Origin of the sequence: Streptomyces sp. enrichment culture (genome assembly GCF_964273255.1) — a bacterium.
Lineage (GTDB): Bacteria > Actinomycetota > Actinomycetes > Streptomycetales > Streptomycetaceae > Streptomyces.
The window spans coordinates 5,002,132-5,021,901 of the sequence record NZ_OZ186835.1 but is presented as its reverse complement, the minus strand read 5'-3'; the positions used below and the strand labels follow the sequence as shown (position 1 = coordinate 5,021,901).

The window sequence follows — 19,770 nt, the reverse complement described above, 5'->3', positions numbered from 1 at the left end:
CATCACCGACCGGAAGGCACGACCATGGCGGGACCCGTCCTGGAAATGCGCTCGATCGTCAAGACCTTTCCCGGCGTCAAGGCGCTGTCGGACGTCACGCTGACCGTCCGGCAGGGCGAGGTCCACGCCATCTGCGGCGAGAACGGCGCCGGCAAGTCGACCCTGATGAAGGTCCTCTCCGGCGTCCACCCGCACGGCACCTACGAGGGGGAGATCCTCTTCGAGGGGGAGCCCTGCCGGTTCAAGGACATCCGGGCCAGCGAGCAGCGCGGCATCGTGATCATCCACCAGGAGCTGGCCCTGGTGCCCTACCTCTCCCTCGCGGAGAACATCTTCCTCGGCAACGAGCACGCCACCCGGGGCCTGATCGACTGGAACGAGACGCTGCGGCACGCCACCGAACTGCTGCGCCGGGTCGGGCTGAACGAGCACCCGGAGACCCGGGTGGCGGACATCGGCGTCGGCAAGCAGCAGCTGGTGGAGATCGCCAAGGCGCTGTCGAAGAAGGTGAAGCTGCTCATCCTCGACGAGCCGACGGCGGCGCTCAACGACGAGGACAGCGGCAAACTCCTCGACCTGATCCTGCAGCTGAAGGAACAGGGCATCACCGCGATCATCATCTCCCACAAGCTGAACGAGATCCGCCGGGTGGCCGACTCGGTGACGATCCTGCGCGACGGGCGCACCATCGAGACGCTCGACGTGACGCACCCGGCCACCACCGAGGACCGCATCATCAGCGGGATGGTCGGCCGCGACCTGGAGCACCGCTTCCCCGAGCGCACCCCGCACCACCCGGAGGAGGGCGCCGCCCCCGCGCTGGAGGTGCGGGGCTGGACCGTGCACCACCCGATCGACCAGCAGCGCAAGGTCGTCGACGACGTGTCGCTGCACGTGCGGCGCGGGGAGATCGTCGGCATCGCCGGGCTGATGGGCGCCGGGCGGACCGAGCTGGCGATGAGCCTGTTCGGGCGCACGTACGGCCGGCACGCCTCCGGCACCGTCCTCAAGGACGGCGTGGAGATCCGCACCCGGACGGTCCCCGAGGCGGTGGCGCACGGCATCGCGTACGTCACCGAGGACCGCAAGCACTACGGGCTGAACCTGATCGACACCATCAACCGCAACATCTCGCTCAGCGCCCTGGGCAAGGTGGCCCGCCGCGGGGTAGTGGACGAGCACCGGGAACGGCAGGTCGCCGAGGGCTTCCGGACGTCCATGAACATCAAGGCGCCCACCGTGTTCGAGCCGGTGGGGAAGCTGTCCGGCGGGAACCAGCAGAAGGTCGTCCTGAGCAAGTGGATCTTCGCCGGCCCCGAGGTGCTGATCCTCGACGAGCCGACCCGGGGCATCGACGTCGGGGCGAAGTACGAGATCTACACGGTCATCGACCGGCTGGCCGCCGAGGGCAAGGCGGTCGTCTTCATCTCCTCCGAGCTGCCGGAGCTGCTCGGCATGTGCGACCGCATCTACACGATGGCCGCGGGACGGCTGACCGGTGAGTTCTCGCGGGCCGAGGCCTCCCAGGAGTCGCTGATGCGGCAGATGACGAAGGACAAAGAGGTGTCCCGATGAGCACGGAAGTCACCGACAAGAGCCCGGCCGCAGCGCCGCCGGGCAAGAGCGGGCCAGGGGTCGGTGACGGCCTGCTCCGGCTGATGCTGGACGGCATGCGCCGCAACATGCGCCAGTACGGGATGCTGATCGCGCTCGGTCTGATCGTGGCGCTGTTCGCGGTGTGGACCGACGGCGACCTGCTGCTGCCCCGCAACGTCTCCAACCTGGTGCTGCAGAACAGCTACATCCTGATCCTCGCGATCGGCATGATGCTGGTCATCATCGCGGGTCACATCGACCTGTCGGTCGGCTCGCTGACGGCGTTCGTGGGCTCCATGGCGGCCGTGTTCATGGTCCGCAACGACATCCCGTGGCCGATGGCCGTGGTGCTGTGCCTGGCCGTCGGCGCCATCGCGGGGGCGATCCAGGGCTTCTTCATCGCCTACGGCGGCATCCCGTCGTTCATCGTGACCCTGGCGGGCATGCTGACCTTCCGCGGGCTGACCGAGATCTTCCTGGAGGGCCAGACCCTCGGCCCGTTCCCCAGGGGTCTGCAGAAGGTCGCCAACGGCTTCATGCCGGAGGTCGGGCCGGAGACGAACTACCACAATCTCACCCTGCTCCTGGGGCTGGGGCTGATCGCGCTGGTGGTGTTCCAGGAGATCCGCGACCGCCGGCGTCAGCAGGAGTTCGCCCTGGAGGTGCTGCCCGCCAGGCTGTTCCTGCTGAAGCTGGTCGCGCTGTCGGCCGCGGTGCTCACCGTGACGCTGCTGCTGGCGAGCTACAAGGGCGCCCCCATCGTGCTGCTGATCCTGGGCGCGCTGCTGGTCGGCTTCGGTTACGTGATGCGCAACGCCGTCATCGGCCGGCACATCTACGCGATCGGCGGCAACCTGCCCGCCGCCAAGCTGTCGGGCGTGCGGGACAAGAAGGTGACCTTCCTGGTCTTTCTGAACATGGGCATGCTCGCGGCCCTGGCGGGTCTGGTGTTCGCCGCCCGCTTCAACGCGGCCTCCCCCAAGGCCGGACTCAACTTCGAACTGGAGGCGATCGCCGCCGCGTTCATCGGCGGCGCGTCGATGAGCGGCGGGGTGGGCACCGTGCTCGGCGCCATCATCGGCGGTCTGGTCCTGGGCGTGCTGAACAACGGCATGAACCTCGTCGGCATCGGCACCGACTGGCAGCAGGTCATCAAGGGCCTGGTGCTGCTGGCGGCGGTCGGCTTCGACGTGTGGAACAAGCGCAAGGTCGGTTCGTAGTCCCCGGGCCCCGCCGGACGGCGGGGCCCCTCCTCGACGGAGTGGCTCATGGAACTGAACAGACGCACCATCATGGCGGGCGCCGCGGCGGCCGGCCTGGCCGCCGCCACCGTGGGCGGGGGCTCCGCCCACGCGGCCTCCGGCCGGTCCGGCGGCGGGCGGGGGCCGGTCCGCACGCCCTTCGGCCGGCTCGCGGACGGCACACGGGTCGACAGCTGGGCCCTGCAGAACGGCGGCACCCGGATGCGCGTGCTGTCCTACGGCGGCATCGTGCAGTCCCTGGAGATCCCCGACCGCCGGGGGCGGTACGCGAACGTCTCCCTGGGCTTCGACGGCCTGGAGCAGTACGTCTCCTCCAGCCCCTACTTCGGCGCCCTGATCGGCCGCTACGGCAACCGCATCGACCGGGGCCGCTTCACCCTGGACGGCCGGACGCACCAGCTCTCCGTCAACGACGGGGAGAACAGCCTGCACGGCGGGGAGAAGGGCTTCGACAAGCGGGTCTGGGACGTGGAGCCGTTCACCCGGGGCTCGGACGTCGGCCTGCACCTGCGCCTCACCAGCCCGGACGGCGAGATGGGCTACCCGGGCACGCTCCGCGTGAAGGTCACCTACACCCTGACCCGCGACGGCGACTGGCGCGTCGACTACGAGGCCCGCACCGACCGGGCCACCGTCGTCAACCTCACCAGCCACGTCTACTGGAATTTGGCCGGCGAGAGCAGCGGCACCGTCCTGGACCACGAACTGACCATCGACGCCTCCCGGTTCACGCCGGTCGACGCGGGACTCATCCCCACCGGCGAGCGGGCCCGGGTCGCGGCCACCCCCTTCGACTTCCGGCGGGGCAAGCCGATCGGCCGGGACATCCGCAGCGCCCACCAGCAGGTGCTGTACGGGCAGGGCTTCGACCACAACTGGGTGCTCGACAAGGGGATCACCGCCCGGCCGCAGCACGCGGCGACGCTGCGCGACCCGTCCTCGGGACGCACCCTGCGGATCGCCACGAACGAGCCGGGCCTGCAGTTCTACTCCGGCAACTTCCTCGACGGCACCCTGGTGGGCACCGGCGGCCGGGTGTACCGGCAGGGCGACGGGCTGTGCCTGGAGACCCAGCACTTCCCCGACTCGCCGAACCAGCCGTCGTTCCCGTCGACCGTGCTGCGGCCGGGCGAGGTGTACCGGACGACGACGGTCCACGCGTTCGGTGTCTGAGGCCTGCGCCGGGGGCTTCGGGGCGGGGCCCGTGCGGGTGGGCTGCGGCGCGTGCGCCCCAGGGACCGGGGCGGGGGGCGTACGCCCCGGGTCCAGGGCAGGGGCCCTGCGCCCGGGCGCTGAGCCGTGCGTCACGGGCGCATGACGCGTCCGGCGCGCCCCGGGTTCCCGCCGTCACAGTTTTTTCACACCCGTTGAACGGCGTCTCGCCCCCCTTCGTATGTACCGGTGGCCCGTGCTCCCCCGCGCGGGCCACCCACGCATGACGGGCCCGGTTCGTCCCCGGCGGGCCCGCCGTACACGGAGGTTCCATGGCCGGCAACGTCACCTCGTTGTTCCGCAGCACCGCGGCACACAGCCCGTCGATGGCGGCGCTGGCGCGGGAGAGCGACGGGGCCGGGCCGGTGGACTTCTGCATCCCCTGCAATCCGTACTTCCCCACCCCGGCCATGTTCGAGGAGATGGCGGCCCGGCTGCGCGACATCATCACGTACTACCCGAGCGGCGCCGACACGATCACGGCCGAGCTGTGCAGCCTGCTCCAGCTGCCCCCGCAGTGCGTGGCCATGGGCAACGGCTCCACGGAGCTGATCACCTGGATCGACCACCTCCTCGTGCGCGAGTCGCTCGCCGTCCCCGTGCCCACCTTCGGCCGCTGGACCGACCAGCCCATGGAGACCGGCAAGCGGGTCGACATGTTCCCGCTCCAGGAGTCCAGCGGTTTCGCCCTCGATCTCGCGCAGTACGCCGAGTTCATCCGGGCGCGCGGCACCCGGGTCGCCGTCGTCTGCAACCCCAACAACCCCGACGGCGGGTTCCTGCACAAGCACGCGGTCGTGCAGTTCATGGACGCCATGGCCGACCTGGACCTGGTGGTGATCGACGAGTCGTTCCTGGAGTTCGCCGACGCGGAGAACGAGCCGAGCGTGGTGCAGGAGGCGATGCTGCGCCCCAACGTCATCGTGCTGCGCAGCCTCGGCAAGAACTTCGGTCTGCACGGCATCCGCTTCGGCTACCTGGTCGCCAACCCGGCGCTGGCCGGGCGGGTGCGCTCGATGCTCCCCAAGTGGAACCTCAACTCCTTCGCCGAGCACGTGGTGTTCATGCTGAAGGAGCACGGCGCCGAGTACGCCCAGAGCCTGCACCAGGTGCGCCGCGACCGGATGGACATGTCCGGCCAACTCTCCTCGCTGCCCGGCCTGACGGTCTACCCCTCGCAGGGCAACTTCCTCTTCGTGCGTCTCCCCGTGGGCGCCGAGGGCACCGTGGTCCGGGACCGGATGCTCACCGAGCACCGGATCCTGGTCCGCGAGTGCGGCAACAAGATCGGTTCCTCCAGCCGCTTCCTGCGTCTCGTGGTGCGTCCCCAGGTGGACGTGCGCCGCCTGGTGTCCGGCCTGGAACAGGTGCTCTACGGGGCGTCCAGGAGGGGAGCCGCCGTGTCCGAGCCCGCTACCGGGACCGGCTACAGCTCGGGCACGGCGGCGGTGGACCGCCTGGTGAGCGAGACCAACGGGGCCGGCACCCGGGGCCTGGCCGCGCAGGCCGTCGGGGCCGGCGCCCCGGGGCTCGCCGCCGCTCCGGCCGTCGGCACCGGCATTCCGCTCCCCGCCGCCGCGTCCGCCGCCCCGGCGGACACCTTCGGCGGGATGCCGGTGCCGGCGGCAGCCTCCCCGGAACCGCAGCTGCCGCAGCAACGGCCGCTCCAGGCACCGCAGCCGGTGCCCGCGCCGCAGGCCGTACCGCAGCCGGCGGCCACCCAGGGGCCGGTCACCCACCCGGAACCGGTGCCGCTGCCCGTGCCGGAACCGCTGCCCGTGCCCGAGCCGCAGCCGGTGCCCGCCGCCGCGGCGGCGTTCGCGGCGCCCCAGGTGCCGCAGCAGCCCTCGGGACTCACCCCGCCCGGCGTGCCCGCCCGCGGCGGACTGACCGCCGCCCAGGTGCGGGGCACCGACGGCCTCTCCGCCGCACCCGCGACCGGCTGGCCGGGGGCGCAGTCCTGGCCCAACGCGGCGGGCTGAGCGGGGCGGGAGGCACGGGACGCACGCCGGGCGCGCGGGCGGACGACGCGACGCCCGGTGCGCGGGCCGGGACACACGGACCGCCCGGTGCGCGGGAGGACGGTGCGCGGGCGGACGGACCGGCGCGCGTCCCGCGGGGTGCGCGCCGGTCCGTCCGGTCACCTCAGGACTTGCCCGGACACTGCTTCCAGGCGAGGTGGTAGACCGTGCTGATGTCCCCGTCGGTGGAGTCCATCGTCATGAAGCTGACCTTGTGCGGGGACGAGGTGCCCGCGTTCAGCCGCAGCTCCGTGTTGATGTTGAAGTTGCGCTGCACTCCGCAGGGGGCCCAGACCAGCTGGGCCCAGTCGGTGGTGTCGGTGGCCTGCCAGTTGTCGTTGTAAGGGCCGGCGTAGTTGTGGGTGCGGTACTCGGTGTTGGGCGAGCCCTGGAAGTAGTACGAGGCTCGCTGCGTGCCCCGGGCGCCCGGCTGGAGCGAGGCGAAGCCGCGGTAGTCGGCGCTGGCCACCGCGTAGGTGAAGCCCTGCGGGACGTGGACGAGCAGGCTGAGCTGGCAGTTCTTGCGGAAGTCGGTGGGTGCGGAGGGGCCGCCCACCTGGGCGAGGTAGTCGCTGTAGGTCACCGTGAACGCGGTGTTGTCCGCCGAGACGGCGACGGCGGCGGTACCCGCGGGACAGCCGGAGCCGTTCACCGTGGCGACCTTGATGACGATCCTGTCCGGGGGCGGGTCGTCGAAGCTGCTGCCCGCGGACGGGTTGTGGGCGGGGATCGCGGCGGTGAGCAGCGTGGCCACCGCTGCGCTCATGAGCAGGCCACCAGCCATGGTTCTCCATCCGATCGGTGGGGGGTGTGCCGCCCGGCCGGGATCGGGCGGGCGGCGTCCTGTCGCACGACACTCGTTGAAGCGTCATGTACATGCCAAACATGCGGACGCACGGCCCCCGGCCCCGTGATGGAGGCGTGAAGGTGCGGTGAAGGCCGGGAGCGGTGGAATCGTACGGAGCACCCCGGTCCGGGGGACAGGGCGAACTCCGGCCATTCACGTCCGGCGGATCCCGCGGTGACGAAAGGGACGTAAGGGGACCGTGCGTGAACGGCGGGCAGCCGGTTCGTAGACAATGGGACACCCCGCAGCACCACAGGCAACCCACGGCGCCCGCCTCGGCAGCAGGGCGGCGGGCAGCACGGCAGGAGGCGCTCCCTTGGAGCTCAGCAGGCGTACCTTCACCGCCCTGGCCGGGACGGCGGCGCTCGGTCTCGCCCTGGCCGGCAGCGGCGGGGCGGCGACCGGCACCCGCGGGTCCCGCGCCGTGCCGACGGGTCCGCCGCCCCCTCCGCCCACCGCCGACGGCAGGCGGCACCGGGTCGGCCACGACCGGTACTCGCTGCTCGTCGACCACCGGCGCCTGGTGCTGTGGTCCGGCGAGATGCACCCGTTCCGGCTGCCCAGCCCGTCGCTGTGGCGCGACGTGCTCCAGAAGCTCCGCGCCCACGGGCACAACGCGGTCACCGTCCCGGTCGCCTGGAACCACCACTCCCCCGCCCCCGGCGAGCACGACTTCACCGGCGTGCGCGACCTGGACCTGTTCCTGCGCACCGCCGCCGAGGAGCGGCTGTACGTGGTGCTGCGGCCCGGCCCCCGCATCGGCGCCGACCTGGACGCGGGCGGCCTCCCCGGCTGGCTGACCGCCACCGCGGGCGCCGCGCGCGGCGACGACCCGGAGTACCTGCGGCACGCCGACGCCTGGCTCGGCGCGGTCAACTCCGTCGCGGTCCGGCACCTGTACACCCGGGGCCGCGGCACGGTCCTGCTGTACCAGCTGGAGGACGCGCCGGACACCGATCCGTCCCGGGCCCGCGCCGCCGCCGAGCGCGTGTACGCGAGACTGCGCGCCGACCGCATCGACGTCCCGGTGTTCCGCGCCGGCGGCCCCGGCGGCGCCGACGACGCGCCGTGGCTGTACGCCGTCGCCACCGACACCGCGCCCGACCGGGTCCCGGCGGACCCGGTGCGCCTCGCGGGCGGTGCCGGTTCCCGGCCGCGCACCCCCGGCATCGTGGCCGCCGCGGCGGTGGGCGCGGCCGACCCGTGGGGCGGCGCGGTCTCCGGCGGCAAGGGCTACGGGGAGATCCGCCGGGTCCGCGACGCGGCCTACGAGCGGCGCACCACGCTCACCGCGCTCGCCGGCGGGGTGACGGTGCACAACGCCCGCACGGTCTTCGGCGGCACCTCCTGGGGCTGGCTCCCCGGCACCGGCGTCTACACCTCCTACGACCACGGCGCGGCCGTCGACGAGGCCCGCCGCGTCTCGCCCAAGCTGGCCCCGATGCAGCAACTGGGGCACCTGCTGCGGACCGTGCCGGACCTCGCCCGGCTCGACCCGGCGAAGCCGGTCCGCGCGCAGGACGACCGGGTCACCGTGTACCACCTGGCCAACCCCGACACCGGCGCCCGGGTGTACGTGCTGCGCAACGACTCCGACGAGCAGGTCACCACGTCCCTGCCGGGCACCGCCGTCGACGCCCCGGTGCGCGTCGGCCCGCGCGACGCCAAGCTGCTCCTCGGCGACGTCCGGCTCGGGCACCGCAGGCTGGCGTACTCCACCGTGCAGCCCATGCTCAGCCTGAACGCCGGCCGGCACGACATCGCCGTGTTCGCGGGCCGCCACGGGGAGATGGCGCAGGTCGCGCTGGACTGCGACACCCAGCCGCTCACCAACCGCCTGGACCCGGAACCGGCGTGGTCCTACGACCAGGGCCGGCTGAACGTCGCCGTACCGCTCGGGGCGGGCGGGCTGGCCCGGGTGCTGGTGGAGGACGGCGACTCCGGCACGCCGATGGTGCTGCTGTTCGTGGACGACGCGAGCGCGCAGCGGATGTGGCCGTACGAGACCCCGTCCGGTTCCCTGCTCGTCTACGGCCCGGCCCTGCTGCGGAAGGCCGAGGTGCGCGGCGCCACCGTCCACCTCACCGGGGACACCCTCGGGGAGACCGGCATGGAGGTGTGGGCGCCGCGCGGCGTCACCGCCGTGACCTGGAACGGCCGCCCGGTGCGCACCACGGCCGGCCGGGCGGGGAGCCTGGTGATGGAGGGACTGCTGCCGGGGGCGCCCTCGCCGGAGCTGCCGGCCCTGACGGGCTGGCGGCGGCGGGCGGAGAACCCGGAGGCGGACCCCGGGTACGACGACTCCGGGTGGCGGCGGGCCGACCTCACCGCCTCCGCCGGCCCGACGCCCGTGCCCGAGGGGCAGCCGGTGCTGTTCGCCGACGACTACGGCTTCCACTACGGCGACGTCTGGTACCGGGGACGGATCCGCGACGCGGACGGCCTGACGTCGGTGTCGCTGTCCTACCGCACCGGTACGCAGGGGCTGTTGATGGCCTGGCTGGACGGACGGCCGCTGGGCACCCACCGGATGCCGGTGCCGGACGCCGGGACCGCGGACCGGGGCAGCTGGAAGGCCACGGGGTCCTTCGCCGTGCCCCGGGAGCTGCGCGGACGGGACCGGCACGTGCTGTCCGTCCTGGTGCGGCCGATGCAGCACGCGGACGGGGAGGGGCCCGACGGGTACCGGGCGGCGCGCGGCCTGACGTCCGTCGGCTTCGGGGGCGCCGACGCCACCGTGCGGTGGCGGATCCAGGGCGCCGGGAAGCCGGACCCGGTGCGCGGAGCGCTGAACCACGGCGGGCTGGCCGGCGAGCGGGCGGGCTGGCACCTGCCCGGGTACGACGACGGGACGTGGCGTGCCGTGGACTCCCTGCGCGCGGACCGCCGGCAGGGAGTGGCCTGGTACCGCACCCGGTTCCGGCTGGACGTCGACCCGGACGTGGACGCCTCCGTCGGCCTCACCCTCGACGACGACCCGCGGCGCGCCTACCGGGTGCAGATCTTCCTCAACGGCTGGAACCTGGGCCAGTACATCAACGACGTGGGCCCGCAGCACACCTTCGTGCTGCCCAACGGGATCCTGCGCACCCGGGGGGCCAACACCCTCGCCCTGGCCGTGCTGTCCGACGGGACGACCCCCTCGGGGCCGCGCGACGTGCGGCTGACGCTGCTGGGGGCGGCCGCGGGCGGCATCCCGGTCGAGCCGGTGGAGTCGCCGGGCCGGTGAGCCCGCCGCGGCCCCGTCCGGCGGCGGCCCCGGGCACGGCGGACCCGGCGGGCGCCGCGCGGGGCCGGGCCACGGGGCCGTCGCGTACCGGCCGTACGGGCACGGACGTCGCCGGTTTTCGCCTGACGCGGGCGCGACAGGGCGCGTAGTCTCGGACGACGGTGACCACGGCGGTGACGAGAGCGGGGGACGCCATGGAGCGCGTGGACGCGGCCCTGGGCCCGGCCTCGTTCCTCAGCGACTTCTACCCGTCGTTCTGGTGGGTGCCGGCGGCCGTGCTGGCCGCCGCCCTGGCGATCAAACTGCCCACCATCATCCGGCTCTGGACGGATCCGCTGCTGCGCGCGGTCGGCGGGCTGCTGCTGCTGGCGTGCGCGGTCTTCGTGTTCGTGGCGCCGTCGACCATCGTCTGGGTCAACCGGGTCACCGGCGTGCCCAACATCTCGGCGCCGTGGGTGTATTCACTGCTCACCGCGTTCTGCGGGTCGTGCCTGGTGCTGATCATCGCCTGGCGCAACGGCCTGTCGGAGCACTCGGCCTCGACGCGCCGCGCCACCCGCTGGGTGCTGTCCTGCTACGGCGGCGTCATCGTGCTGCTGTGGGTGCTGTTCGCCCTCGCGGACGTGCCCGTGGAACGCACCCGGGACCTGGACACCTACTACGCCACCACCCCGTTCATGCGCGAGGAGATCCTGCTCTACCTCCTCGCGCACACCGTGGCCGCCCTCATCACCTCGAAGCTGATCTGGAACTGGATCCGCACCGACGGGCTCGACGCCCTGCTGCGCTGGGGGCTGATGTTCCTGGGCATCGGCTACGCGCTGAACCTGGGCTTCGACGCCGCCAAACTCACCGCCGTCGGCGCGCGGTGGGCGGGCCGGGACCTGGACTGGCTGAACCTCCACGTGGCGCCGGCGCTGGCCTGCCTGTCCGCGGTGTCGATCGCCGTCGGCTTCATCCTGCCGCACGCCGGCCAGTACCTGCACGAGCGGTGGCGGCTGCGCCGGGCCCACCACCAACTGCGGCCCCTGTACCTGCTGATGCGCCGGGTGCACGGCTCCGGCGTCCCCTTCGCGCTGCACGCCAGCCCCGAACTGCGGCTGACCCGCCGGGAGACCTTCATCCGCGACGTGCTGCTGCCGCTGGCCCGGCGCATCGACGAGCGGCTGCACGAACGCTCCCACGCCGCCGCCCTCGCCCTGGGGTTCGCGCCGGAGCGGGCCAGGGCGCTCGCCGCGGCCGTGGCGATCCTGGACGCCGTGGAGGCCGGCCCGCAGGCGGACGACGGCACGGCGGCACGCGACCCCGACACCACCGACCTGCTCCGGGGCATCGGGGCGGTCTCCCGCGCCCTGCGCCGCCCCGACGACATCCGCACGGTGCGCGCCCACGCCTGCGAGGCGGTGGCCCTGACCGACTGACCCGTGCCCGGAGGTGGCCGGACCGGCACCTCGCTTGGCATATTGCACGGGTGACCGAACCAGGCTCAGGGGTTCCGGGAGAACAGGGAGACCGCGGTGCGTACCAGGAAGGAGATGCGGCGTCTCGCCGACGCGCTCATCGACCCCATCCGGGTGGCGGTCCCGGCCGACCCGGAGGACCTGTTCGACGCCCTGGTCGCCTCGGTCGGCGCCTGGCGGGGGCGTGAGGTCGTCGTCCACCGGGCGGCGTTCCCGCCGCACACGGCGAGCGGGCTGTGGCTGGACCGGGAGAGCCACGACGACGTGGTGGTGGACGAACGGGCCGCGGTGTGGCACCAGATCGTGATCCTCTGCCACGAGGTGTGGCACATGCACCGGCGGGGCACCGGGCCGGCGCCCGCCGGCGTCCCGGGGGAACGGGTGGCCGCCCGCACCTGCTTCAGCGAGGCGGAGGAGCAGGAGGCCGACCGCTTCGGGATGCTGATGGGCCGTCGGCTGCGCACCTGGCTGGAGGCCACCCCCGACTCCGTGTTCGCCACCGAGGGCGGCACCGCCGAGGAGCCGCGGAACCTCGCCGCACGCATCGGGGCCGCGCTGAACCACCGCGGGACCCGCCGATGAACGGCCTGATCAACTACGTCAGTTGCGGGCTGCTGTGGCTGGGCCTGACGGTCCGGGCGCCGGACCTGCTGCGGCACCGCGGCGACCCCTACCTGCGGGCCATCTGCGCGGTGCTGGGCCTGGCCGGACTCTGCTTCGCCCTGGGCGCGCCCCCGACCGTCGGCGCGGTCAACCGGCTCAGCGGGGTGCCCAACCTCGCGGCGCCGGTCACCTACGCGGCGATCACCGCGTACTGCGCCGCCTCGCAGGTGCTGATCGTCCACTGGCGGGGCGGGCCCCGGGTGCACCGCACCGCCCGGCGCTGGATCCTCGCCTACACCGGCGTGATCCTCGGGATCGCGGTGACGTTCGCGCTCGCCGACGCGCCCGAGGAACGCCGGACCGACCTGGACACCTACTACGCGACCACGCCGTGGATCGCCCAGATGATCGTGCTGTACCTGCTCGCCCACCTGGTCGCGGTCGCCGTCACCACCACCTCGTCGCTCGCCTGGGCACGCCGGGTGCGCGGCCGGCTGCGGGTGGGGCTGACGCTGTTCGGCGCCGGGTCCCTGTGCGGTGTCGGGTACAGCGGGGCCAAGCTCGTCGCGGTGGGCGCCCGGTGGACCGGGCGGGACTGGTCGGCGCTCGGCACCACCGTCTCCCCGGCCGCGGCCGGGCTCGGCGCGGTGATGACCGTGGTGGGCGTGCTGATCCCGCTGGTCGGACCGCGGGTGACGGAGTGGCGCACGGCGCGGCGGACCTACGCCCGGCTGGCACCTCTGGAGCGGGTCCTGGACGGCCTGCTCACCCGCCGGGCGCTGCGGCTGCCCCGTCCGCGCTGTGCCACCCCCGCCACCCGGCTGATGTGGCGTCAGACCAGCATCCACAACGCGCTGGGCCACCTGGACGCGTACTTCGACCGGCACCTGTACGAGCGGACCCGCGCGGCGGCCCTCGGCACGACGGGCGACCCGGAGTGGGCGGAGGCCGCCGCCTGGGCGGCGGTCATCACCGCGGCGGCACGGGACGAGGCGGACGCCCGGCCCGGCACGCCCCCGCCGCACACCGGCGGACGGCTCCTGGACCGGGTGCCCGGACCGGCCGGGCTGGCCCGCATCGCCGACGCGCTGGCCTGCGTGGCGCCGCCGCGGCGGGCCGCGCCGGTGGCGGGCGGCACGACCCCTGCGGGGACCGTGTGAGCCTTCTCGTCTACCTCGGCGGCCTGGTGTTCGGGCTGACGTCGGTGCTGATCGCCCGCCGCCCCCGGGCCGCGCTGCGCAACCCGCTCACCCTGTCCACCTGGCTGGCGATCGTGCTGGGCGCCCTGGTCTTCGTGTGCGCGGCCCCGCCCACCCTGGCCGCCGTCAACGACCTCACCGGCATCCCCAACTTCGGCGCGCCGCTGACCTACGGCATGCTCAACGCGTACAGCTGCGCCGTGCTGGTGCTGATCATCAACTGGCGGGGCGGGCCCCGGGGTCGGGTGCGGCGCCTGGTGCTGCGCACGGTGGCCGCGTACGGGGCGCTGACCGTCGCCCTCGTGGTGCTGTTCGCGCTCGCCGACCCGGACACCGAGCGGCTGACCGACCTGGACACGTACTACGCCACCACCACGTTCCTGCGCGAGATGATCGTGCTCTACCTGCTCGGACACAGCGCGGCCATGCTGGCGCTGTGCCTGATGTGCCGGAAGTGGGGGCGGGAGGTCACCGGCTCGCTGCGCACCGGGCTGCGGCTGATCGTGCTGGGCGCGCTGCTGGACCTGGTGGGCTTCCAGCTGGCCAAGTACATCGCGGTGGTGGCCCGTTGGACGGGCCACGACCTGGACGTGCTGTCCACCCGGGTGGCGCCGCAGATGGCCTCGCTGGCCGCCCTGCTGTGCTCGGCGGGGTTCCTGCTGCCCCGGCTGCTGCCACCAGTGCTGGCCCACCGGCGGGCGCTGAAGGACCACCGGCGGCTGGAACCGCTGTGGTCCCTGGTGCGGCCGGCGTCCACCGCCCCCGGGCCGCCCGCGACCCGCTGGCTGCTGCCGCAGGAGCGGCTGCAGTGGCGCGAAGTGGCCATCCACGACGCCCTGCTGGCGCTGGCACCGTACTTCGACCACCGGCTCCGGGAACGCGTGCGGGACGCCGCCCTGGACGCGGGCCGCTCCCCGCACCGCGCCCGGCTCGCGGCGGAGGCGGCCATGCTCACCGAGGCCGCCCGCCGCGCCGCCGCCCGCGAGGAACCCCCCGAGCCCGCCGCCACCTACCGGCTGCACGCCACCGAGGTGTCCGGCACGGGCGGCCTGGTGGAACTGGCCCAGGAACTGAACCGTCCGCCCGCGGCACCCGACGGCACGACGCCGTCCGCCGCGGCCGGCCCCGTCACCGAACCAGAGGAGCCCCATGTCGCGTAGAGCAGTCGTCATCGGTGCGGGCCTGGCCGGCATGCTGGCCGCCGCCGTCCTGTCCGACGCGGGCGTGGACGAGGTGATCGTGCTCGACCGCGACGAGTTGCCCGACGGCCCGCAGGACCGCCGGGGGCTGCCCCAGGGACGGCACGCGCACCTGCTCATGGACGGGGGCGCCCGCGCCCTGGAGGAACTCCTCCCCGCGGCGGACCTGCGCAAGCGGCTGCTCGCCGCGGGGGCGCACGAGATATCCCTCAGCAACGGCATGCTCGCGCTGACCTCGGAGGGCTGGCTGCGGCGCTGGCGGCACGAGGGCCCGGTCATGATCACGTGCAGCCGGGCGCTGCTGGACTGGGTGGTGCGCTCGGCGGTGCTCGACCGGACGTCGGTGCACGTCCGCCGGGCGGCCGTGGTCGGGCTGACGGGCTCCCTCGCGCGGGTGGACGGGGTGCGGCTGGCGACGCCGGGCGGGGACACCGACCTGCCGGCGGACCTCGTGGTCGACGCGAGCGGACGCGGCACCCGGGTCGTGGGCTGGCTGGACCGTCTCGGGCTGACCGGCGTCCGGGAGCGGACCGTGGACGCCGGGCTGGTCAACGCCACGCGCATCTACCGGATGCCCGAGGGCGCGGAGCGGTTCCCGCTGACCGTCGTGCAGTCGGACCCGTACGCCTCCCGGCCGGGGCGCAGCGCCATGGTCATGCCGATCGAGGGCGGCCGCTGGCTGGTGAGCTGCGGCGGCACCCGGGGCGGCGAGCCGCCGGCGGACCCGGAGGGGTTCCTGCGCTACACGCTGTCGGTGCGGGACTCGATCGTGGGGCGGCTGGTCTCCGGTGCCGAACCGCTCACCGACGTGCACCTGAGCCGGTCCACCAGCAATGTGCGGCGCTACCTGGAGAGGGCGCCGCGCTGGCCCGAGGGCTTCACGGTGATCGGCGACGCGCTGGGCACCTTCAACCCGGCCTACGGGCAGGGCATGTCGGTGGCCGCCTTCGGGGCGCGGGTACTGGCCCGGGAGCTGGAGCGCGCGGAGCCGACCGCGCCGGGGCTGGGCCGGCGGGTGCTGCGCGGGGCCGCCCGCGCGGTGGACGCGGCCTGGTCGTCCGCCATCAGCCAGGACATCCACTACCCGGAGGTGCGGGGCGGCCGGCCGGGCGTCGCCGACCGGGTCGTCGGGGCGTACGCGCGGCGGATGATGCGGGCGGCCACCGGCTCGTACCCGGCGGCCCGCGCGGTCTGGGACGTCACCAGCATGCGCACCCCGGCGACCCGTATGTTCCGCCCCGGCACCGTCCTGGCCGTGCTGGCCGGTTCACCGCTGCCCCCGTCCGACGAACCGCCGCTGACCCCGTCCGAACGCGCCCTGCTGGAACGCCTGGACCGCACCGGGGGCTGAACGGGCGTCCGGCCGGGGCGCCCCGGCCCGCGCGGGCACCCCGGCCCACGGCGCCGGCGGGGCGTGCGGCCCTCGCCGGCACCCCCGCCGGGGTGCCCCGCCGGCGGCTCAGCCGCCGAACACCGGCTGGGCCAGGCCCCGTCCGGCGTCCGGCAGGACCAGCAGGGACCCGGCCAGCGGGTGCGGGTCGGCCAGGCCGACGCGGGCCGTGGTGAGGTACAGGTCGCTCAGGCCGGGCCCGCCGAACGCGCAGGCGGTCACCCGGGGGACGGGGAGCGGGACGACCCGGTCCAGGGTGCCGTCAGGGGTGTAGCGGCGGACCGCCGCGCCGTCCCACAGGGCGACCCAGACGCAGCCGTCGGCGTCGACGGTCAGGCCGTCGGGGTAGCCGGCGCCCTCCTCCACCACGGCCAGGGGACGGCGGCCGGTGACCCGGCCGTCGGGGCCGACGTCGAAGACGTCGACGCGGCGGGTCGGGGTGTCGATGTAGTACATCCGCCGGCCGTCGGGGCTGAACCCGGTGCCGTTGCTCACCGTCACGTCGTCCAGCACGGTCTCGGCGGTGCCGTCCGGCAGGAATCGGGTGAGGGTGCCGCCGCCGGCGGTCTCGTCGTAGCGCATGGTGCCGGCCCAGAGGGTGCCGTCGGGGGCCACGGCGGCGTCGTTGCCGCGGCGGCCGGGGACGGGCTCGCGGTGCAGCCAGCGGAAGCCGCCGTCGGGGTCGAGCAGGCCGATGCCGTCGCGCAGGTTGAGCACCAGGCCGCCGCCCGCGCGGGGCTTGGCGGCGCCCACGTGCTGGTCCACGGTGCGCACGGTGCGCCGGCCGGTGGCCGGATCGTAGCCGTGCAGGCGGGCGGCGAGGATGTCGACCCACAGCAGGCGGCCGGTGGTGGCGTCCCACGTCGGCCCTTCGCCCAGGGCCGCCGCGGCCCGGACGGCCACCTCGTAGGCGCGGGGCCCGGCGGTCACGGCGCGCTCCGGTGGCCGAGCCGCTCGGACAGGTCGGCGGCGCCCTTGACGGCGAGCCGTTCCAGTTCGGCCTGGCGTTCCCCGCTCCAGCGGATCATCGGTACGGAGACGGACAGCGCCGCCACCACCTGCCCGGTGCGGTCGCGCACCGGCGCGGCCACGCAACTGACGTCGGGGTTGGACTCCCGGTTCTCCACGGCGACGCCGCGGGCCCGGATCGCGGCGAGCGCCTCGCGCAGCTCGGCCGGGTCGGTGATGCTGTCGGGGGTCATCGCGGTCAGCTCGGCGTCGTCGGGGATGCGCGCGGCGAGTTCCTGCTCGGGCAGGGAGGCCAGCAGCATCTTGCCGACGGAGGTGCAGTGGGCGGGCAGCCGCCGCCCGGCGGCGGAGACCATCCGCACGGCGTGGGTGGAGTCGACCTTGGCGATGTAGATGACGTCGGTGTCCTCCAGGATCGCCACGTGCACGGTCTCGTCGCAGGTCTCCGCGATGGCGCGGGCCACCTGCCGGCCCTCGGCGGCGAGGTCGAGGTGTTCGGCGTAGCGGGAGCCGAGCTGGTACGGGCGGACGCCCAGCCGGTAGCGCCCGGGCTCGCCCGGCACGGGGACCAGGTACTTGCGGGCGGCGAGTGTGGTCACCAGCTCGTGGACGGTGGTGCGCGGCAGCTGCAGTCTGCGCACGATGTCGGGGGCGGACAGCGTCCCGTCCCCGTCGAGGAAGAGCTCGAGGATGTCCAGAGCCCGGGTCACGGCTGGTACGAGGCGTCCCACGGCCGGCCCCCCTCCCTGTGTGTCTCAGGCCTGTGTGTCTCAGGCGCCCGCTGCGGTTCGAGCCGCGGGGGTGCCGGAGACGACGCCCGGCGTTCGATATATCAACAGGCGATCGGAATGACGAACACAGGCTAACCACCCGCCCCCGGACGGGCAATGGCCCCGTCGCGAGGGACGGTGGGATGACGGACGGCCGGACGGCCGGACGGCCGGGGCGGGGCACCGGCCGGCGGGACGAGGCCCGGGCGGAGCGGGGCGGACGCAGGCGGGCGGGCACAGGTGGCCGGTTGCGGGCTGCCGGTCGCGGGCTGCCGGAGCAAGGCACCGGGCGGCGGGCCGGTGCGGCACGGCGCCGCTGCCCGCCGCCGGAACGGCGGGCGGGGGCGCTACCAGGTCGAGGCGGGGCGCGAGGGGCCGTCGGTGGCCGATCCGCCCCGGCCCTCGGGACCGGCCGGAGGCCCGGCGGCGCGAAATGAGCGCGAGGGCACGGGCACAGGCACGCGGGCACAGGCGGGCGGGCGGCCACGAGCGGGCGGCGAGGCGGGCGCGCCACAGGCACGGGCGGGCACCGGCCGGGCGGCGCGGTCCTCCGCCGGTCAGCGGCGCGTCCGCGGGCCTCCCAGCTCGCCCCTCAACCGCTGTGCCCGCAGGACCAGTTCCAGCTCGAAGCGGCGGTCCGGGTCGTCGATCTCGTCGCCCCACAACTCCCGTATCTGGCGCAGCCGGTAGCGGACGGTCTGCGGGTGGACACCGAGCCGGGCCGCCACCTCGGGCGCCCCGCCCCGGGTCTCCAGCCAGGCCAGCAGGGTCTCCGCGAGCCGCCGGCCGTGGGTGGGGCCGCAGTGGGCGAGCGGGGCCAGACAGCGCTGCGCCAGGTCGTCGATCAGTTCCTCGGGCTGGAGCAGCACCAGCGCCTCGGTGTGTTCGGTGCAGTGGAGCACCTCCCCGGCGGGCAGCAGCCCGCGCCGCATCAGACGGACGGCGGCCTCCGCCCAGCGCAGCGACTTCGCCGCGTCGGCCAGCGGCACCGGCGGCCCGATGGCGCCGGACCAGCCGGCCAGCGCGCGGTGCAGCAGGTCGGAGCGGCCGGCGGCGTCCGGTTCGGGGACGATCATGCGCGGCTGCTCGTACTCCATGTCGAGCAGCACGCCCTGCCCCACGGCGGGGGCCACCGCCTCGCGCGCGGGGCGCAGCAGGACGCCGACGCCCACCTTGTCCGGCAGCGGCCAGCCGATCCGGGCCGCCCGCTCGCCGAACGCCTCGGCCGGGTCGCCCCGGTGGTGCTCGGTCAGCAGCAGTTCCATCAGCCGGCGCTGCAGCCGCAGCCGTTCGCCGGCCTGGCGGGCGGCGGCCTCGGCGTAGCCGCGCACGGACTGGTCGACCAGGCCGTCGAGGTACTCGTAGCCCGCGTCGACGAGTTCGTACATGGCGGGCGGCGGGATGTCGATGCGCTGGCCGATCTCGGCGAACCGGCGCCAGGCCAGCCGGACCCCCAGGCGGTAGATGGCCTGGAGCGAGTCGAGGGACCGGCCGTGCAGGCCCTCTCCGCGCCCGAACTCCTGGAAGACGCCGGGCGGTACGGTCGGCCGGCCGGCCGAGTAGTCGGCGTGCTCCAGGTGGCTCACGAAGACCTCGATGGCGCGGCGGATGCCGATCAGGGCCATCGGCTCGCCGGAGTCGTCGAGGACCACGGGCAGGTGGGGGTACTCGCGCCGGATCTCGTGCATGATCTCCTGCGCGAGCGCGGGCGCCTCGGCCATGGCGATCTCGGCGAACCGGCGCACCTGGTGACGCGGCACGTCGTGCCAGGCGGAGCGGGCCGTGACCGTCCTGACCGGGCCGGAGGGAGCCGTCACGGCTCAGCTCCCCTGCCCGGCCTGCTCGTAGGTGATCAACGGGGTGTTGGGCTGGTCGGGCACCGCGTCGAGCAGTGCGACCGCGCCGAACGCGGCGGCCACGGCCAGGGCCGCGCCGAGCGCGACGGTCAGCGTGGCGGCGATCAGTCTGGACATCGCTGGGTCAGCCTCTCTGTCGGGAGGTTCCCCACCCCCG

At 74.5% G+C, this 19,770-nt stretch carries 15 protein-coding genes; 10 read left to right on the top strand and 5 right to left on the bottom strand.

Annotated features, from left to right (window positions below; translation table 11 throughout):
* Window positions 1–24 precede the first annotated feature (24 nt).
* The 4 genes from mmsA to ACSU53_RS21735 all read left to right on the top strand — a co-directional run bounded on the left by mmsA (window position 25) and on the right by ACSU53_RS21735 (window position 6,052).
* A complete protein-coding gene (mmsA, locus tag ACSU53_RS21750; protein ID WP_437030159.1) occupies window positions 25–1,575 on the top strand; it encodes a multiple monosaccharide ABC transporter ATP-binding protein in 1,551 nt (516 codons plus the stop codon).
* Window positions 1,572–2,816: a multiple monosaccharide ABC transporter permease gene (gene mmsB / locus ACSU53_RS21745; RefSeq protein ID WP_437030157.1), complete on the top strand. Its 1,245-nt coding sequence runs from the start codon at window positions 1,572–1,574 to the stop codon at window positions 2,814–2,816. Before mmsA ends, mmsB begins: the two co-directional genes overlap by 4 nt.
* Window positions 2,817–2,864: 48 nt before the next feature.
* Window positions 2,865–4,031 carry an aldose epimerase family protein gene (locus tag ACSU53_RS21740; RefSeq protein ID WP_437030155.1) on the top strand — a complete coding sequence of 389 codons (1,167 nt, stop codon included), beginning with the start codon at window positions 2,865–2,867 and terminating at the stop codon, window positions 4,029–4,031.
* A 311-nt stretch (window positions 4,032–4,342) separates the two neighbouring features.
* Complete coding sequence (locus ACSU53_RS21735) at window positions 4,343–6,052, top strand: pyridoxal phosphate-dependent aminotransferase (protein ID WP_437030154.1); 1,710 nt, start codon at window positions 4,343–4,345, stop codon at window positions 6,050–6,052.
* A 163-nt stretch (window positions 6,053–6,215) separates the two neighbouring features.
* On the opposite strand, the gene ACSU53_RS21730 is transcribed toward ACSU53_RS21735, so the two are convergent.
* Window positions 6,216–6,875 carry a DUF4360 domain-containing protein gene (locus tag ACSU53_RS21730; protein WP_437030152.1) on the bottom strand — a complete coding sequence of 220 codons (660 nt, stop codon included), beginning with the start codon at window positions 6,873–6,875 and terminating at the stop codon, window positions 6,216–6,218.
* 379 nt (window positions 6,876–7,254) lie between these two features.
* Here ACSU53_RS21730 and ACSU53_RS21725 point away from each other — a divergent pair, with 379 nt between their 5' ends.
* The 6 genes from ACSU53_RS21725 to ACSU53_RS21700 all read left to right on the top strand — a co-directional run bounded on the left by ACSU53_RS21725 (window position 7,255) and on the right by ACSU53_RS21700 (window position 15,979).
* A complete protein-coding gene (locus tag ACSU53_RS21725) occupies window positions 7,255–10,167 on the top strand; it encodes a glycoside hydrolase family 35 protein (RefSeq protein WP_437030150.1) in 2,913 nt (970 codons plus the stop codon).
* A 194-nt stretch (window positions 10,168–10,361) separates the two neighbouring features.
* Complete coding sequence (locus ACSU53_RS21720; RefSeq protein ID WP_437033324.1) at window positions 10,362–11,588, top strand: DUF6545 domain-containing protein; 1,227 nt, start codon at window positions 10,362–10,364, stop codon at window positions 11,586–11,588.
* Between the two features lie 96 nt (window positions 11,589–11,684).
* Entirely contained in the window at window positions 11,685–12,209 is a 525-nt protein-coding gene (locus tag ACSU53_RS21715; protein WP_437030148.1) for a toxin, read from the top strand.
* A complete protein-coding gene (locus tag ACSU53_RS21710; RefSeq protein ID WP_437030146.1) occupies window positions 12,206–13,390 on the top strand; it encodes an MAB_1171c family putative transporter in 1,185 nt (394 codons plus the stop codon). The genes ACSU53_RS21715 and ACSU53_RS21710 overlap by 4 nt, the downstream gene beginning before the upstream one ends.
* On the top strand, window positions 13,387–14,589 hold the full coding sequence (locus ACSU53_RS21705) for an MAB_1171c family putative transporter (protein WP_437030144.1): 1,203 nt from the start codon (window positions 13,387–13,389) through the stop codon (window positions 14,587–14,589). Before ACSU53_RS21710 ends, ACSU53_RS21705 begins: the two co-directional genes overlap by 4 nt.
* Window positions 14,579–15,979 carry an FAD-dependent monooxygenase gene (locus ACSU53_RS21700; RefSeq protein ID WP_437030143.1) on the top strand — a complete coding sequence of 467 codons (1,401 nt, stop codon included), beginning with the start codon at window positions 14,579–14,581 and terminating at the stop codon, window positions 15,977–15,979. The genes ACSU53_RS21705 and ACSU53_RS21700 overlap by 11 nt, the downstream gene beginning before the upstream one ends.
* 108 nt (window positions 15,980–16,087) lie before the next feature.
* On the opposite strand, the gene ACSU53_RS21695 is transcribed toward ACSU53_RS21700, so the two are convergent.
* The 4 genes from ACSU53_RS21695 to ACSU53_RS21680 form a co-directional block, all read right to left on the bottom strand.
* Window positions 16,088–16,948, bottom strand: coding sequence for an SMP-30/gluconolactonase/LRE family protein (locus tag ACSU53_RS21695; RefSeq protein WP_437030141.1), 861 nt, complete (start codon window positions 16,946–16,948; stop codon window positions 16,088–16,090).
* A complete protein-coding gene (locus ACSU53_RS21690; protein ID WP_437030140.1) occupies window positions 16,945–17,718 on the bottom strand; it encodes an IclR family transcriptional regulator in 774 nt (257 codons plus the stop codon). The genes ACSU53_RS21695 and ACSU53_RS21690 overlap by 4 nt, the downstream gene beginning before the upstream one ends.
* Before the next feature lie 596 nt (window positions 17,719–18,314).
* Entirely contained in the window at window positions 18,315–19,574 is a 1,260-nt protein-coding gene (locus tag ACSU53_RS21685) for a helix-turn-helix domain-containing protein (RefSeq protein ID WP_437030138.1), read from the bottom strand.
* Window positions 19,575–19,577: 3 nt separating this feature from the next.
* Window positions 19,578–19,730, bottom strand: coding sequence for a hypothetical protein (locus ACSU53_RS21680; RefSeq protein ID WP_437030136.1), 153 nt, complete (start codon window positions 19,728–19,730; stop codon window positions 19,578–19,580).
* Window positions 19,731–19,770 lie beyond the last annotated feature (40 nt).